Raw genomic sequence first — 16,011 nt, forward strand, 5'->3', positions numbered from 1 at the left:
TGGGTGGCGGGACCGGGGCAGACTCGCGTGCCCGAAGAGCCAGTCGCTACGGGACGTGCCTGTTCGCGCCGGTCCAACAGCACGCTGAAGCAGTTGCTTGCTCGCCCTCCCGCTGGGGAGAGGGCGGAGGGCCTGGGCGCGCGTGCCTAGATTCAGGGCACACGGGAGACCTCATGCGTGCGCCGCCCATCTCCGACTATGCCTTGCTGTCCAACTGCCACTCGGCCCTGCTCGTGAGCCGCCGAGGCTCGGTGGACTGGCTGTGCTGGCCCCGCTTTGACTCGCCTTCTGTGTTTGGTCGCATGCTGGGCGCGGAGGCGGGGCACTGGGTGCTTCGGCCGGTGAGGGGACGCTCGCACCGGCGCTACCTTGAACGCACGCTCGTGCTGGAGACGCTGCACCACACGCCCACCGGCATTGCCGTGCAGGTGGAGGCAATGGCGCTGGGGTGGGGCAATCGCGAGCACTCCCTGGGAGCCAACGCGCCCGGCATGTTGCTGCGCAGGGTGATGTGTGTGGAGGGGCAGGTGGAGTTCGAGACGGACTTCCGCCCGCGGCCCGAGTACGGCCTGGTGCACCCGCTGCTGCGCGAGGTGGAGGGCGGGCTGTCGGCACGGGGCGGCGCGGACATGCTGCGGCTGTCCTCGCCAGTGCGCTTGCGCATCGAGGACTGCAGCGCGTCCGGGCGCTTCACCCTGCGGGCGGGCGAGTCGGTGAGCTTCGCCCTGGAGCACCGCGCGTGGTGGGAGCCGCCACTGCGCGCCTGGAGCCAGGGGGAGATCGACGCGTGGCTCCGAGACACGGTGGAGGGGTGGCGGAGCTGGTCGGACATGCACCAGAACTACGAGGGCCCCTGGCGCGAGCTGGTGCACCACAGCGGCCGGGTGTTGCAGGCGCTCACCTTCCAGCCGACAGGCGCCATTGTCGCCGCGCCCACCACCTCGCTGCCCGAGTCGGTGGGGGGCGAGCGCAACTGGGACTACCGCTACACGTGGCTGCGCGACGCGAGCCTCACGCTGGAAGCGCTCTGGGTGGCGGCCTGTCCGGACGAGGCGGAGGTCTTCTTCGACTTCCTCACCTCGGCCATGACGCAGATGCATCGGGGCGAGGACCTTCAAATCATGTTTGGCATTGGCGGAGAGCGCGACCTGAGCGAGCGCGTGTTGCCGCACCTGCCAGGGTGGCGAGGGAGCTGGCCGGTGCGGGTGGGCAATGGGGCGTGGACGCAGCGGCAGCTCGATGTCTACGGCGAGGTGCTCGGGGCGGCGCACCGGCTCAAGGCGCAGCTCGGTGGGCTGGACGAGGCTGGGCGGCAGTTCCTGATGACGCTGGCGGATACGGCCGCGGACCGCTGGACCGAGCCGGATCAAGGCATCTGGGAGATGAGGGGCCCGCCTCGCCACCACCTCTACTCGAAGCTGATGTGCTGGGTGGCGATGGACCGGGCCCTGGAGCTGAAGGACATGCTGGGCGCGGATGCGGAGCGCGTGGCACGCTGGAAGCGGGTGCGGCGCGACATCCGCGCGGCCATCCTGGAGCACGGGTGGAGCGCGCAGGTGGGGGCCTTCACGCAGTCCTTCGACTCGGATGTGTTGGATGCGTCGGTGCTGATGCTGCCCAGCTGCGGTTTCCTGCCAGCGAGCGACCCCAGGATGCGCGCCACGATGGAGGTCATCGCCACGGACCTCACGGATGCCCGGGGGCTGGTGTACCGCTACCGGGCAGAGGATGGGCTGGAGGGCGAGGAGGGCACGTTCCTCCTGTGCACCTTCTGGCTGGCACAGGCGTACGCGCTGGCGGACGAGGTGGAGCGGGCCCGCGAGACGTTCACGCAGGCGGTGGAGCACGTGAATGACGTGGGGTTGCTGTCCGAGGAGGTGGAGCCCGAGAGCGGGGAGCTGCTGGGCAACTTCCCACAGGCCTTCAGTCACATCGGACTGGTGAACGCGGCGTGGGCGATTACCCAGGCGGAGGAGCGCCGGAGGTGGCGGGTTCCCTCCGCGCGGGTCTCCCCTTCGATGGAGAGCGAGCGAGTGTGAGGCGCGTTACCCGCCGGGGCGCACGCGTACCTGGACGTCCTGGGCCGCATGGCCTTGGGTGAGGACGGGAATGGGCTCGGGCGTGGTGAAGGCGGCGAGGCTTCCTGCGAGCACGGCGATCCGGCGATTCATGAAGGAGTCTCCTGTCTCCATCGTTGAAACGACTACCCTCACCCCCCGCCCTCTCCCAGAGGGAGAGGGGGCATGCGCAATCCAGGCCTCACTCTGTCTCAGGGCGTGAAGAGCTCCGAGGAGGAGGAGTAACCCACTTCGTCACGTCCGCCGGTCACCAGCACCGTGCCTGAGGGCAGCAGGGTGGCGGTATGGGCCGCGCGGACGGAGCCCAGGTTGCCGATGCTGAACCATGTGCCAGTGGCCGGGTCGTACACCTCGGCCGCGGCGTAGTAGCGCTCAGAGCCTCGGCCACCGGAGACGAGCACCTTGCCCGAGGGCAGCACGGTGGCCGTGTGGGTGGCCCTGCCAGTGATCATGTTGCCGGAGAGGGACCAGGTCCCGGTGTCCGGGTCGTACAGCTCCGTCAGGATGGTGACGAAGCTGCCGTTGAGTCCGCCGGAGATGAGTACCTTGCCCGAGGGCAACAGGGTGGCCGCATGCGAAGAGCGGTTGGCGCGCATGTTGCCAGCGAGGCTCCAGGTGCCAGTGGCCGGGTCGTACAGCTCCGTGGAGGAGGTACCGTGACCGCCGGTGACGAGCACCTTGCCAGAGGGCAGGACGGTCATGGTGTGGTTGAAGCGGGAGACCGCCATGCTGCCGGTAGGGAACCAGGAGCCGGTGGCCGGGTCGTACAGCTCCGCCGTGGCGACGAAGTTATTGCTGACGACGCCGCCGGTGACGAGCACCTTGCCGTCGGGCAGCAGGACGGTGGCGTGCTGGCTGCGCGGGGACGTCATGGCGCCGGTGGGGAGCCAGCTTCCCAGACTCGGGTCGAACAGCTCCGCGGCGGCGGTGACGCCCTGGGCGTTGATGCCGCCGGTGACGAGCACCTGACCCGAGGGCAACAGGGTGGCGGTATGACCGGCGTGGGCGACGCTCATGTTGGGCGTGGGCGTCCAGGCGCCGGTGGTAGGGTCGTACACCTCCGCGGTGGGGATGTAGAGGTTGCCCGTGGACCAGCCGCCCGTCACCAGCACCTGGCCCGAGGGCAACAGGGTGGCGGTATGCCCAGAGCGGGTGGCGCTCATCTGGGCGGTGGGTGCCCACTTCGCGCACTCCAGACTCACCTGGAAGTTCGTGGAGCCGGAGAGCCCCTGGGCATCGGTGACGGTGGCCGTGATGATGACGCTCGACTCCGCCGAGGGGCAGGAGGGCGCCGTCCAGATGACCTCGCTCCCGGTGGCCGTGTCCTTGGATGCGCCCAGGTTGCCCGCGGGCGCCGACCACTTGAAGGTGGGCGTCTGGCCATACGGATCGCTGATCTCGATGCGCAGCGTGACGGGCTGTTCGCCGGAAGTAGCGGCGGCGGATTGATAGCCGTTGGTGATGCGCAGCACATCGGGCTCGATGAGGCACGCGGTCACACCGGATAGCCCGCACAGCAACACGAGGACTCGGGTCATTGGCGTCATGGGGCGCACCGTACCTCGTTCCTCCAGTTCCTTGCCTCCATCCTCCCATTTGCTCGTTCCTGAATAACTCTTCCGACCCGGGGAGGAGGGCGGGTGGCGAGGGATGTCATACTCCCTGGGTACGCTGCCCCCGCGCCGGTTACTCCCGGTGCGCCTCCCTCATGTCCCGCTACCGTCTGTCTCAAAGTGATGCCGTCGAGTGGCTCCGCACCCTGCCGGAGTCGTCGGTGGACCTCGTCATCACCGACCCCGCCTACGAGTCCCTCGAGAAGCACCGCGCCATCGGCACCACCACGCGCCTCAAGCGCAGCAAGGCGTCGAGCAACCTCTGGTTCCAGATTTTCCCGAACGCGCGCTTCCCCGAGCTGTTCGCCGAGGTCTGGCGGGTGCTGAAACGGGACTCGCACTTCTATCTCTTCTGCGACCCGGAGACGATGTTCATCGCGAAGCCGCTCGCGGAGGCCGCGGGCTTCCGGTTCTGGAAGCCCATCGTCTGGGACAAGCAGCACATTGGCATGGGCTACCACTACCGCTCCCGCTACGAGCTCATCCTCTTCTTCGAGAAGGGCCGGCGACGGTTGAGCGACCTGGGCGTGGCGGACGTGCTCCCGGTGCCGCGCATCCACCGGGGCTACCCGGTGGAGAAGCCCCCCGCGCTCAGCGAGGTGCTCATCCGGCAGAGCAGCTCGCCCGGAGACGTGGTGGTGGACCCCTTCATGGGCTCGGGCTCGGTGGGCGTGGCGGCGGTGCGGCTGGGGCGGGACTTCCGCGGCACCGACATCTGTGACGAGGCGTTGGAGATCTCCGACACCCGCTTGCGCGCCGAGGGAGCGGTGCCCGAGGAGACGGCGGACACGCGAGGCATGCGTCTGGCTCGGAGCGGGTGAGGGGCCAGACGTGGGAGGCACGGATGACTGGACACGAATACGCGGACCTGGTGGCCAGATACATCGTGAAGAACTTCGCCTCGCGCGGGGTGAAGGTGTACCGCGAGGTGCACATCGGCAAGACGCTCACGGGCCGGGGCCGGCGCGTGGACATCTTCGTGCTCGAGCCCACCACACGCACGGCGCTCGCCATTGAATGCAAGTACCAGGGCAGCGTGGGCACCGTGGACGAGAAGATTCCCTTCGCCCTGCAGGACCTGGAGAGCATGCGGATTCCCGTCTGCGTCGTCTACGCGGGGGACGGCTTCTCGCAGGGGATTCTGCACATCCTCTCCGCGTCTCCCATCGCGGCCTATTGCCTGCCCGGCTCGAGGTCGCTCGCGACCTCCCACGACACGCGTGAGCTGGACACCATCCTCGCCATGACCTTCAAGTGGTGGGACGTGCTCGTGCGCGGCAAGAAGCGCGTGGCGCTTGAGCCGGCTCGGTCCTTAGCCCTCGTCGTCTCCCGGAATGACGTCTTCCGGCAAGAGGCGATGTCCCTCGAAGACCGTTAGCACCTCGATTCCGTCCCGGACCACGCGGTACACGATGCGGTAGGTGAGCCGGTCGGGGTGCAGTTCAGACTTCTTCGTCAGGCAGGAGAGTGAGCAACAGTTCGTCGTCGGGTCCCAGCGGTCGCCACCCGGCTGGTGGCGGCGAAGTGCGGAGCGCTGCCTTGGCCCGCTCGACGTGCTGTTCATGAGTTTCTGGGGTGTAGGTCCCCCAACGGGCGAGTGCCACGGCAACCTTGAGGTGGTTTTCGTCGTCAAGCACGGCCGGCCAACCGTTTGGGAGACGCTGAGACAGTTCGCGCACGAGTTGCCCGCGCACCAACCGTGTGACCCGACGGCTACGCTCCGCCTCCGCCACCAACCCGCTGAAGACCTGCACTGCTGCGATGTCATCAGGACCAAGCTCATCCGCCAGTTCCAATAGTGAGGCGGTGGGGCGCGCCTCGGCGAAGGCGGTGAGCGAATCATAACCACGCTGGCGCACCCGCTCATACAGGCGCGCTTTCACGTTGCCCTCCCAAGCACGTCCGTCGCTCATCTCCCACCGCAGCGGATGAAGTTCATGGGGATTCCGTACTCCTTCATGTACTCCGCGACGATCTCCAGGATCGTGTTCCGCGTCAACGTCCGGCCGGCTTCAACCTCGGCGTCGCGCAGCACCTTCATGATCATCCGGTTCCATTCACCGGGCCACTTGCGCCCCAGCTTCCAGTTTCCACCACCGTGAATTGCCTGGTGGTGTGCCTGCTGCAGCGTGACGCAGAACCACTCGATGCTCATCTTGCCGGTGAAGCCGCGCTTCTCGAACCACTCGCGGAACTCTTTGGGCATGACGTGGTGCCGCGGTGGCTCGGCCATACCGGCCCCCGCTTTGCCCGTCACGCGCATGGCCCGTACCTCGGGCCCATCGCCAAGCGCGTCGCGCACGCCCTGTGGCAGCCCGCCGTCCGCCTGCGCCATCATCACCTGGCCGGCTTGAATCCGCACAGCGGCGCTGCTGGCGGGCAGGGAGAGGATGCCCGCGCGCACCAACTGGCGCATCATCTCCACCCACTCGGCGGACACGACAATCCGCGTCCCCATCATCACGCCGTTGGGGCCCACCATGAGGCCCACGCCGAGCATGGCGGGAGCGGCCGGGCGCATGGCGGGGAGCGAAAACCTCAGTGCCGACAGCATGGTGAGCGTCTCCATGGACTCCTTCAGCACCAGCGCCGTCTCGAGGACTTTCGCCCCCTTGTGCACGGCCTCGAGGAGTGCAGCGAACTCGCCCGTGAGGTGGCCTACCAGGGCGGGCATGTCGTCCGCCGCGGCCTCCACCTGCTCTGGCTCCAGGGACGAGAGCGCCGTCAAGGCGGGCTCCATCCTCTTCTGCCAGCGCTCCATTTTCACGAACAGCGTCTCCACACCATAGAGGTGCGGGAGAGCGTGGCGTCGGTGAGGTTGAGGAAGTCAACCCATACGGTCAGCAGGATGGAGCCCATCATGGCGGCCTCCAGCCGTGGGCCGGCGAGGCGCAGCAATGCGAGCTGCATGTCCGAGTCCTCCACCTCTGAGGCGTTGGCGACCAACTCCGTGGCGGCGGCAAGCTCGGCCTCAATCCACCGCAACTGAGCTTCGCCATAATCGACGTAGCGGACGAAGATGCCGTTGCCCGCACCAGCGATGCCCAGGTGGCTTGCCTTGAGTCTGGAGAGCTCGCCGGAGATGCGGCGGGTGGAGCCGGACACCTCACCCACGCTACTGCGAAACGCCAGGTGGGCCGCCAGGGCGCTTCTCTCAGTAGTCCCCTCCATGCTGCCAGGGCCTACCGCCGTCACCGCCTCCCGCGAGCCCTGGCGGCGGTGCAGCCGCTGCGGACCCTTGGGCTCGGACGAGGACTCCTCGCCCGGTACTTCGGCCCATGCGGGCGCGCCGTCCTCTCCGTGCGTGTAACGCAGGCTCATCTGCCGGCCCGGCAGTGGCCGCAGCGACGCGCAGCCGGTGGACAGCAGGGCCAGGACGAGCAGCAGCCCCGCGCACCGGGGACGCGGCGAGTCAGCGCGCATGGTCTACCCCCAGGCCCACGGAAGCGAAGGCTCCCGCAGGGTGGTAGTCAGGGTTGGCGCGGTTGGAAGTAGCCGAGGCGGCTGACAGCTGTGGCTCTGTGGCCCCAACAGATGGGTTGTCAGGCCCTTCTGCCTGGGAGAGCAGCAGCACCCGCAGCGTGGACGTCATCAGTGCCTCCGGTGGGGAATTCCCACTCTAGCAGGCACCTCCGATAAATCCGGACAGCCGAGAAAAGACGGGGTGTGAGCTGATTCCGTTGTCTGGTGATTCCGACCACTCAAGCCCAGTCGGAGTAGTGTGCGCGGCCAACATACCGAGGCGGCCCGCCAGGACGGGCCGGGGGAGCAACACCATGCGCGCGTTGCAGCTCGAGCGGTTGGACGGTCCCGAGGGTTTGAAGCTGGTGGATGTGCCGGAGCCCGAGGCGGGTGACCAGGTGCTCATCGACGTGGTGGCGGCCGGGGTGAGCTTCCCGGACCTGCTGCTGACCAAGGGGCAGTATCAGATGAAGCCGCCGCTGCCCTTCGTGCCGGGAGTGGAGGTCGCGGGCGTGGTGCGCAGCGCTCCGGCGGGCGCGGGCGTGAAGGCGGGAGACCGGGTGATGGCCTTCATGATGCTCGGGGGCTGGGCGGACGTGGTGGCCGCGCCGCCGGGGATGACGTTCCGCATCCCCGAGGGCTGGAGCTTCGAGGCGGCCGCCGGCACGGTGATGAACTACCACACGGCGCACTTCGCGCTGCACCGGCGCGGACGGTTGAAGTCCGGCGAGACGGTGCTGGTGCACGGCGCGGCGGGTGGGGTGGGGACGGCGACCATCCAGGTGGCTCGTGGCGCGGGCGCGCGGGTGCTCGCGGTGGTGAGCAGCGAGGACAAGGCGGAGGTGGCTCGCACTGCGGGCGCGGACAAGGCATTCCTGTCCACGGGCGACTGGGTGTCGCAGGTGAAGGAGGCGACCGGGGGCCGGGGCGTGGATGTGGTGATGGACCCGGTGGGAGGAGACATCTTCGACCTGAGCCTCAAGTGCCTCGCCCCCGAGGGCCGGCTGCTGGTGGTGGGCTTCGCGGGCGGGCGGATTCCCGAGGTGAAGGTGAATCGGCTGCTGCTCAAGAACGTGGACGTGGTGGGCGTGGCGTGGGGCGCGTTCGTGATGCAGGAGCCCTCGCTCACGGCGGAGATCGCCAAGGGGTTGGCGGAGCTGTCGGACAAGGGCTTCGTGGAGCCGGTGGTAGGCCAGGTGTTCCCCCTGGAGCAGGCGGCACAGGCCCTGCGCGAGCTGGACTCCCGCAAGGCCACCGGCAAGGTGGTGCTGCGCGTTCGGCAGGGGTGAGTCGTTCGGTTGCGAGGTAGCATCGGTGCCCTCTACTCGCTTCAGGGGGATGTACCGATGCTCACCGGACGCATGATGGACTTCCCGCTCACGCTCACGCACTTCCTCGAGCGGGCCCGCACCTACTTCGGCCGCTCGGAGATCGTCAGCCGCCAGCCCGACAAGTCACTCCACCGCTATACCTACGCCGACTTCTACCGGCGCACCTGTAAGCTCGCCAACGCTCTCACCCGGCTCGGCGTGAAGCCCGGCGACCGCGTGGCCTCGCTCTCCTGGAACCACCACCGCCACCTGGAGCTCTACTTCGCCGTCCCCGCCATGGGCGCGGTCATCCATACCCTCAACCTTCGCCTCCACCCCAACGACCTCGCCTATATCGCTCGCCACGCCGAGGACCGCGTCATCGTCGTGGACCGCTCCCTCCTCCCGCTGCTCGAGAAGTTCATCGCGGCCGTCCCCTCCGTTCAGCACGTCATCGTCATCCCCGATGACGGCCCCGCTTCCGAGGGACGTCTCGATTACGAGAAGTTGCTCGAGCCCGAGAAGGACTCGTTTGCCTTCCCCGAGCTCGATGAGCGCTCCGCGGCGATGCTCTGCTACACCTCCGGCACCACCGGAAATCCCAAGGGCGTCCTCTATACCCACCGCTCCTGTGTGCTGCACGCGCTCGCCCTGACCATGACCGACACGTTCGGCATCGGCGAGCCGGACGCCATCCTCCCCGTGGTGCCCATGTTCCACGCCGCCGCCTGGGGCATGCCTCATGCCGCGGTCTTCACCGGCGCGAAGCTCGTCTTCCCAGGGCCCCACCTCGACCCCTTGTCCCTTCTGGACCTCATGGCCGGCGAGCGCGTCACCCTTGCAGCCGGCGTGCCCACCATCTGGCTCGGCATCCTCGCCCTGCTCGATCAGGAGCCGAAGCGCTGGGACTTGAAGTCCGTTCGCACCATGGCCATCGGCGGCTCCGCGGCGCCTCCTGCGATGATCGACGGCTTCCTCCACCGCCATGGTCTCATCGTCACCCACGCCTGGGGCATGACCGAGCTCAACCCCGTCGGAACCATCGCCCGCCCGCGCCGCCACCACGAGCACCTCCCCCAGCCCGAGCGGCTCGCCATCCGCGCGACTCAGGGCTTCGCCCTCCCGCTCGTGGAGGTGCGCCACGTGGGTGACTCGGGTCAGGTGCTCCCCTGGGATGGAGCAACCATGGGCGAGCTGGAGGTGCGCGGACCCTGGGTTGCTTCGTCGTACTACGGAGGCGAGGGCCCGGATCGCTTCACCGCGGATGGGTGGTTCAAGACGGGGGATGTCGTCACGCTCGACGCCGATGGCTACGTGCGCATCACCGATCGCTCCAAGGACGTCATCAAGTCGGGCGGCGAGTGGATCAGCTCTGTGGACCTGGAGAACGCCCTCATGGCCCACCCGGCCGTGCTCGAGGCCGCCGTGTTCGCCGCGAAGGACCCCAAGTGGGACGAGCGTCCGCTCGCCGCCGTGGTGTTCAAGCCGGACCAGTCCGCCACCAAGGAGGAGCTCGCCGCCCACCTGGAGAAGCGCTTCGTGAAGTGGTGGCTGCCGGATGACTACGTCTTCATCCCGCAGATTCCCCGCACCTCCACCGGCAAGTTCCTCAAGACCAAGCTGCGTGAGGACTACGGCGACTACCTGCTCAAGCAGCAGCACAAGAGCAACTGACGGCCTGCCCCCGTTGCCCCCTCTCCCTCTGGGAGAGGGTTGGGGTGAGGGTGTTTCCCCAGGTGTCGGCACCCACCTCAGAGTTTGCGGAGGAAGGTGAGTAGATCCTGCTTCTGGGCCACGCTGAGCGATTCGGGAGCGCCGCCGGGGACTTCGGACGGGTGGACCGGCGGCAGGTTCATCGTGGGGATGAAGGGCAGGACGCCCTGACTGTAGACGGTGAGCACCTCCGGCAAGGTCGCGAAGCTGTTGTCGTGGAAGTACGGGGCTGTCCGCGAGACGCCGCGGAGCGACGGGACGTCGAACGCCTCGAAGTCCAGCGGGTCTCCGGTGATGAGGGCGCGTCCCGGATCGGTCGTGAACCACTGCGGGAAGAGGTTGGGGCCGATGATGGGCGCTCCGTTCTCATCCAGGGCGGGGTTGAGGTCGAGCGGGTTTCCGCTGGCCGTCACCGGGATGGGAGGCAGGTCGGTGACGGGGTGCTGACGCGTGCCGTCCGTGTAGAAGCGGAAGCGGTAGCGGGGCAGCTCGACGGAGGCGTTGAAGGTGGGGACGAGCCCGAGCTGGCCCATGTACGAGAAGAAGCCGAACCCGATGAGCAGGAACTCGTTGTTGGGGCGGGGCTCGAGCACCCGGACGGGGCCCTGGCCGGGGACGACGGTGAAGAGGATGTTGCCGTCCGGCTTGAGTGCCGAGAACAAGGAGTCGTGGACGGGGCGATTGACGATCTGGCTCTTGGTCGGCCCGCCATGGCAGGCCTCGCAGGCCGCCGCGTACACGTCGCGGCCGCGCTGCTCCTGCGGCGTGAGCGTCATGAAGTCCTCGGGAATCGGGATGTTGGCGAGCGGGACACCGGCCTCGAGCAGCGTGGAGACGAACCGCGCGCGCCCCGAGGTGAACACGCTGCGCTCGAAGTCCGCGATGAGGCCGAGGGTCCGCTGAGCCACGTCACCGCCCTGGCTGTGGTCGTGGATCGCCGCCTGTGCCTGGGCCTCCAGCGTGGAGGCGCGGCCGTCGACGAGGTAGGGCCCGGTGATGGCCGTGTCCGCGATGCTGGGGACTCCGCGCCAGACGGAGATCTTTCGATCCGCCGGGGTGATGACGTTGCCCTGCACGTCGATGACATCCATGTTGGCGGGCAGCGGCAGGACGATGCGGACCAACCCCTTCTTGAGGTGCTCGTAGGTGGGCGTCGCGGCGTTGGGGTCATCCGCATCGAGGCGGTTGAAGAGAGGATCCTGGGGATTGCTGGCCAGGCGCGCCTCGACGCTCTGAGGCAGAAGGGCCGTGTCCTCATCGAGGACGTGGCAGGTGGCGCAGGAGCGCCCGTTGGTGTTCGGGAGCGCGTGCTGGAAGAGCTTCTTGCCAGCGGCGGCCCGCGCCGATGACGCGAGCTCGGCCTCGGATTGTCCGGTCGTGTCCGCAGCCGGGTCCACATCCGGCGTGGTGCAGCTCGAGAGCCCGCCGAGTGCGAAGGCACCGAGCAGACACACCAGGAATTGAGAAGAACTCATTCGTACGTCTCCAGGTAGCTTCCGTGTCTGGGAAGAACACCGAGGCGCAGAAAAAGTGTTACCTGGCAGCGGGAGAGCGGCTTCAGAGGGGAGAACGTCGACTCCGCCGGCGGCGATGACGCCCGCGCTGGCTTCGCTCGCAAGGCCGGGCACCGTCCTGCCATCGTCCGGTCAGGTTCATTCTGTTGGAAGCGGTGTGACATCCGCGATCGAGCGCCGTCCGTCAGGATAAGTCGGGTGCCTCCCAGGATTTGTCCCGGGTCGGCCTCGATGAATGTCCGCAAGGAGAGACAGCATGAATAAAGGCATCATGGCCAAGGGACTCTTGGAGAAGCTCGCTCGCACGGTCGCCCCAGTCAGCGACGCACAACTCGAGGAGAAGCTCGCTCGTACGGTCGACCCACTCAGCGACGCACAGCTCGACGCGGTCGCTGGCGGCATGCCCTCGCGCACCAACAGCTGCACGGGCGGCTGTGCGGACGACAGCCTGGATTGAGCCTGACCATCGTTTGTCCAACGCTCCTTCTTGGGCCACGCGCCCAAGAAGGAGCGCCTTTCGCTCGACCCTCGCTGGAGAAACGCATGAACCCCATCATCTTCGAAGCGTTGCTCGTCCAGACCCAGGCGGAGTGCTTGCGCGTGATCCTGGGGCCTTACTGTCTGGAGTTCGCCGCCGCCGACGTGGACGACGTGCAAGAGCTGCCACCGCCCGCCGGACTCGTCGAAGGCAGTGCGATCGCGGCGCGGGTGACGCTCCAGGCAGGCGCGCGCGTGATGAGAATCGCCTCCGCCGACGCGTACCACGCGCTGTTGTGGAAGCACCGGCTTCCGTTCGCCCTGGCCAGCCGGCCGAACCGCATCTTCGAGACGCATGAGCCCATGAGGAGGGCAGAAGAGGCGTTCTTCGCGGCGCGCGGGTTGCGGGAGCTGCTGCCATGATCTTGATCGTGGCGCCTGACAACGATCCGCACGCTCGCTGTGTCGCCCAGGATCTGGAGAGGATGGGCAAGCCCTGGCGGATGGTCGACTCCTCCCGCCTGAGCATCGAGGGCCGGCTCGAGTTCCGGGCCGGGCAGAAGAGCGGCAGCGTCTGGACCTGCAAGGACGGCCGGCCGGTGCCGCTCGAGTCGGTGGAGACCGTGTGGCACCGCCGCCGCTTCCTGCCCGCCCCCCTGACTCTCCCCGGCGCGCAAGACCAGCAGTACTTCCGCCGCGAATGGACCGAGATGATCTTGGGCGTGTTCTCGTCGATGGATGCGTGGTTCGTCAACGAGCCGCAGCGGCAAGAGGCGGCGGTCAAGCCGCTGCAGCTGCGCCTGGCCGAACGGCTCGGTCTGCGCATTCCCGACACGCTCATCACCAATGATCCGGTCGCCGCCGAGGCCTTCGTCGAACGGCATCGCGGACGTGTGGTGCACAAGACCCTCTCCCCGCCGCGCCATCGTTTCCTGGCCACCCAGAAGTGGTCCGAGTCGGATCGCGCCCTCCTCCCGGACCTGGTGCTGGCACCCACCATCTTCCAGGAGATGGTGACCGACTGTCGCGAGTTACGTATCACGGTGATCGGCGAACACGTGTTCGCCGCCGAGTTCCGTCCCCGTCGTGGCCTCATCGACGGCCGGCTCGACATGGAGACACCCTACCGCCCGCACACGCTGCCCGGCGATGTGTCGCGCCGCTTGCTGGCGCTGGTACGCCGCCTGGGATTGGTATTCAGCACCATCGACATGAAGCTCACCGATGATGGCGAGTACATCTTCCTGGAGCTGAACCCCATGGGCCAGTACCTCTACGTCGAGATCCTGGCCGGGCTCCCCCTCACCGCGGCCATGGCGGAGCTGCTGGCCAGCGGGCGCGCCGGGTTCCAATCGCTCCCCATGCCCGCTGTGAAGTATGGGAGCGATGGGGGCCTTGTTGAAGGCGTGGGCTGGAGGTGACTGCCCTCTCTCAGAGGGAGAGGGAGTGTCAGGCGGCTCCGTAGCGGAGTGCGTCCCGGCCCACCTTCGTGATGGTTTCGTCTCCCTCGCTCTGCCCGTACAGCATCAGCGCCACCCCGTAGTGGAATGCCCGGAAGCGCGCCCGGTCCCATGTGGCCTCGTCGATGTCTCCGTAGGCTTCGCGGAACGTGCTTCGTGCCTCCGGCGGCAGGAAGGTGAAGGCGAGCGTCAGGTCGATCGCTGGATCTCCCAGATGCACGTCTCCCCAGTCGAGCACCCCCGTCACTGTGTGGTGCTCGTCCACGAGCAGGTGTCTCGCGTACAGGTCCCCGTGTACCCAGCAGGCGCGCCGCTCCCAGCGCGGCGTGTCCACCAGCCGTGTCACCCAGTTGCGCACCGCCGCACCGTCCACGTCCGGGTTGTTCGTCTCCACCTTCTCCAGCCGCTCGAGAATCATCGGCGCGCGCTTGTGCAGGTCCGCTCGCGCAATCTCGTCTCCCGGGCCTCGTACCAGTGTCTCGTCGTCCACGGGAATGCGGTGCAGCGCCGCGAGGAACCTGCCGAGTGCTGCTGCGTTGCGCAGCCGCTCCTCGGGCGTCCACTCTACCGCGCACGCGGTGACCCCGGGTAGCATGGCGTACCCGGAGAATGGGTAGGGGTAGTTCCCTTCGGGCTTCCCGTGCCACACCGGTTCGGGAATGCGCAGCGGCAGGTGGGGCGCCAGCCGCGGCAGGATGCGCGCCTCGTTCACCAGCAGCCCCTCGGCGATCTTCCGGCGCGGGAAGCGGAACACCCACCGTCCATTCACCGTGTACGCCGCGTTGTCCCAGCCCGTCCCCAGGTGCTCCAGCCTCGCCGGCGCGAGCTCCGGGAACTGGTGCTCCACCAACCGCGTGGCGTCCTCATGGGTCAGGGTGACGTCTGCTTCCCATACCGGTGGCATGCGGCTTCCTCCTCGCTCCTTGTATCCCGAGGTGGGGTGCGCCGCGCGTACCCGTGACGGCGCCGTGAGACACTTCTGACCTGGAGTTGACCCAAGCGTCCTCCAGCACCGTGAGAGGTTGGCCTTCCACGCCAATCCCGAGGTGCTTCATGCAACTCAATCGTCGCAACTTCCTGCGTCTGTCTGCGCTCAGTGGATCCGCGCTCGCCCTGGGTCCCGCCTTCTGGCGCAACGCCTACGCCGCCCCCGCCCAGCCCGGTCCCAGCCCCTATGGCGCCATGTCCGGCTCGGCCGACGTCAACGGCGTCCGCCTGCCCGCCGGCTTCTCCTCGCGCATCGTCGCCCGCTCCGGCTCCAAGGTGGCCAGCACTGGCTACACCTGGCACGGCGCTCCCGATGGTGGCGCCTGCTTCCCCGTCTCCGGTGGCGGGTGGATTTACTCCTCCAACTCCGAGAAGGCCTCGGGCACCGGCGGTGCTTCGGCTCTCAAGTTCGATGCCAGCGGCGCCATTGTCGGCGCGTACCGCATCCTCTCCAACACCACCTCCAACTGTGCCGGCGGCCCCACCCCCTGGGGCTCCTGGCTCTCCTGTGAGGAGTTCTCCGGCGGCCGCGTCTGGGAGTGTGATGTGACGAAGTCCTCGCAGGGCGTGGTGCGCTCCGCCCTCGGCACCTTCGCCCACGAGGCCGTTGCCGTGGACTCCGATGACTTCCGTCTCTACCTCACCGAGGACAGCACCAGCGGCCGCTTCTACCGCTTCACCCCGTCCTCCTATCCCTCGCTCGGTGCTGGCACGCTCGAGGCCGCTCGTGTGTCGGGAGATCCCCTCACCGGTGCCGCCGTGACGTGGGTCGCCGTGGCCAACAACAAGCCCGCCTCCCAGCAGTCCAATGCCTCGCAGACCTCTGTCTTTAATGGCGGCGAGGGCTGCTGGTACGACCGCGGCGTCGTCTACTTCACCACCAAGGGCGATAACCGCGTCTGGGCCTACTCCCCCGCCACCTCGCGTTTGGAGATTCTCTACGACGACAACCTCTTCCCGAACTCGCCCCTCACCGGCGTGGACAACGTCACCGTGTCCTCCTCCGGGGACCTCTATGTCGCCGAGGACGGTGGAGACTTGCAGCTCTGCATCATCACCCCTGATCGCGTGGTGGCACCGTTCATCCAGCTCGTGGGCCACAACAGCTCCGAGATTACGGGTCCTGCGTTCAGCCCGGATGGGAAGCGGCTGTATTTCAGCTCGCAGCGCGGTACTTCCGGCTCCTCGAGCAACGGCATCACCTTCGAGGTGACTGGGCCTTTCCGTACGTAGTCGTGGGTCCGGGACCTCACCTCCATCCCCTTGCTACGCCAGCCGGTTTCCAGACCGGCTGGGTTGCATGTGTCGCATGATTGGCTCTTCCATCTCCTGCTATCTTGAGTGACTTCACCGAGGGTGTATGTTGGGGCGCATGGAAGTTTGAAGTTCAACGCAAG

Annotated in this window: 16 protein-coding genes; 9 read left to right on the plus strand and 7 right to left on the minus strand. The window is 67.6% G+C overall.

Annotation, left to right across the window (positions count from 1 at the left end; all coding sequences use genetic code 11):
* Window positions 1–173: 173 nt before the first annotated feature.
* The gene (locus OV287_RS00170; RefSeq protein ID WP_267531906.1) at window positions 174–2,039 is read left to right on the plus strand and encodes a glycoside hydrolase family 15 protein; all 1,866 of its coding nucleotides are present in this window, start codon (window positions 174–176) and stop codon (window positions 2,037–2,039) included.
* Window positions 2,040–2,045: 6 nt separating this feature from the next.
* Here OV287_RS00170 and OV287_RS00175 read toward each other — a convergent pair whose 3' ends face one another.
* The gene (locus OV287_RS00175) at window positions 2,046–2,171 is read right to left on the minus strand and encodes a hypothetical protein (RefSeq protein WP_267531907.1); all 126 of its coding nucleotides are present in this window, start codon (window positions 2,169–2,171) and stop codon (window positions 2,046–2,048) included.
* A gap of 98 nt (window positions 2,172–2,269) precedes the next feature.
* Window positions 2,270–3,625 (minus strand): Kelch repeat-containing protein, encoded by a 1,356-nt coding sequence (locus OV287_RS00180; protein ID WP_267531908.1) that lies wholly within the window; start codon window positions 3,623–3,625, stop codon window positions 2,270–2,272.
* A 161-nt stretch (window positions 3,626–3,786) separates the two neighbouring features.
* Between OV287_RS00180 and OV287_RS00185 the strand changes: the two genes are divergently transcribed.
* Together OV287_RS00185 and OV287_RS00190 are read left to right on the plus strand one after the other, a co-directional pair.
* Window positions 3,787–4,512 carry a DNA-methyltransferase gene (locus OV287_RS00185; protein ID WP_267531909.1) on the plus strand — a complete coding sequence of 242 codons (726 nt, stop codon included), beginning with the start codon at window positions 3,787–3,789 and terminating at the stop codon, window positions 4,510–4,512.
* A 23-nt stretch (window positions 4,513–4,535) separates the two neighbouring features.
* Complete coding sequence (locus tag OV287_RS00190) at window positions 4,536–5,069, plus strand: PD-(D/E)XK nuclease superfamily protein (protein WP_267531910.1); 534 nt, start codon at window positions 4,536–4,538, stop codon at window positions 5,067–5,069.
* 64 nt (window positions 5,070–5,133) lie between these two features.
* On the opposite strand, the gene OV287_RS00195 is transcribed toward OV287_RS00190, so the two are convergent.
* Genes OV287_RS00195 through OV287_RS56165 form a run of 3 tightly spaced genes read right to left on the minus strand, consistent with a single transcriptional unit; the run spans window position 5,134 to window position 7,114 of the window.
* The gene (locus tag OV287_RS00195; protein WP_267531911.1) at window positions 5,134–5,604 is read right to left on the minus strand and encodes an NUDIX hydrolase; all 471 of its coding nucleotides are present in this window, start codon (window positions 5,602–5,604) and stop codon (window positions 5,134–5,136) included.
* A complete protein-coding gene (locus OV287_RS56160) occupies window positions 5,601–6,458 on the minus strand; it encodes a hypothetical protein (protein WP_308809536.1) in 858 nt (285 codons plus the stop codon). The genes OV287_RS00195 and OV287_RS56160 overlap by 4 nt, the downstream gene beginning before the upstream one ends.
* A complete protein-coding gene (locus tag OV287_RS56165; RefSeq protein WP_308809537.1) occupies window positions 6,455–7,114 on the minus strand; it encodes a hypothetical protein in 660 nt (219 codons plus the stop codon). The genes OV287_RS56160 and OV287_RS56165 overlap by 4 nt, the downstream gene beginning before the upstream one ends.
* A 353-nt stretch (window positions 7,115–7,467) precedes the next feature.
* Here OV287_RS56165 and OV287_RS00205 point away from each other — a divergent pair, with 353 nt between their 5' ends.
* Together OV287_RS00205 and OV287_RS00210 are read left to right on the plus strand one after the other, a co-directional pair.
* Window positions 7,468–8,442 (plus strand): NADPH:quinone oxidoreductase family protein, encoded by a 975-nt coding sequence (locus tag OV287_RS00205; RefSeq protein ID WP_267531912.1) that lies wholly within the window; start codon window positions 7,468–7,470, stop codon window positions 8,440–8,442.
* A 57-nt stretch (window positions 8,443–8,499) separates the two neighbouring features.
* Window positions 8,500–10,137, plus strand: coding sequence for a long-chain fatty acid--CoA ligase (locus OV287_RS00210; protein WP_267531913.1), 1,638 nt, complete (start codon window positions 8,500–8,502; stop codon window positions 10,135–10,137).
* 77 nt (window positions 10,138–10,214) lie between these two features.
* On the opposite strand, the gene OV287_RS00215 is transcribed toward OV287_RS00210, so the two are convergent.
* Window positions 10,215–11,651 carry a cytochrome c peroxidase gene (locus OV287_RS00215; RefSeq protein ID WP_267531914.1) on the minus strand — a complete coding sequence of 479 codons (1,437 nt, stop codon included), beginning with the start codon at window positions 11,649–11,651 and terminating at the stop codon, window positions 10,215–10,217.
* A gap of 295 nt (window positions 11,652–11,946) precedes the next feature.
* Between OV287_RS00215 and OV287_RS00220 the strand changes: the two genes are divergently transcribed.
* The 3 genes from OV287_RS00220 to OV287_RS00230 all read left to right on the plus strand — a co-directional run bounded on the left by OV287_RS00220 (window position 11,947) and on the right by OV287_RS00230 (window position 13,588).
* The gene (locus tag OV287_RS00220) at window positions 11,947–12,147 is read left to right on the plus strand and encodes a hypothetical protein (protein ID WP_267531915.1); all 201 of its coding nucleotides are present in this window, start codon (window positions 11,947–11,949) and stop codon (window positions 12,145–12,147) included.
* Window positions 12,148–12,233: 86 nt separating this feature from the next.
* Window positions 12,234–12,590 carry a hypothetical protein gene (locus tag OV287_RS00225; protein WP_267531916.1) on the plus strand — a complete coding sequence of 119 codons (357 nt, stop codon included), beginning with the start codon at window positions 12,234–12,236 and terminating at the stop codon, window positions 12,588–12,590.
* Window positions 12,587–13,588 carry an MvdC/MvdD family ATP grasp protein gene (locus tag OV287_RS00230; RefSeq protein ID WP_267531917.1) on the plus strand — a complete coding sequence of 334 codons (1,002 nt, stop codon included), beginning with the start codon at window positions 12,587–12,589 and terminating at the stop codon, window positions 13,586–13,588. Before OV287_RS00225 ends, OV287_RS00230 begins: the two co-directional genes overlap by 4 nt.
* Window positions 13,589–13,616: 28 nt before the next feature.
* Here the strand turns inward: OV287_RS00230 and OV287_RS00235 are convergent, their stop codons facing one another.
* The gene (locus OV287_RS00235; RefSeq protein ID WP_267531918.1) at window positions 13,617–14,531 is read right to left on the minus strand and encodes a phosphotransferase; all 915 of its coding nucleotides are present in this window, start codon (window positions 14,529–14,531) and stop codon (window positions 13,617–13,619) included.
* Window positions 14,532–14,680: 149 nt separating this feature from the next.
* Between OV287_RS00235 and OV287_RS00240 the strand changes: the two genes are divergently transcribed.
* On the plus strand, window positions 14,681–15,847 hold the full coding sequence (locus OV287_RS00240) for an alkaline phosphatase PhoX (protein ID WP_267531919.1): 1,167 nt from the start codon (window positions 14,681–14,683) through the stop codon (window positions 15,845–15,847).
* Window positions 15,848–16,011 lie beyond the last annotated feature (164 nt).

Source organism: Archangium lansingense (assembly GCF_026626635.1).
GTDB lineage: Bacteria > Myxococcota > Myxococcia > Myxococcales > Myxococcaceae > Archangium > Archangium lansingense.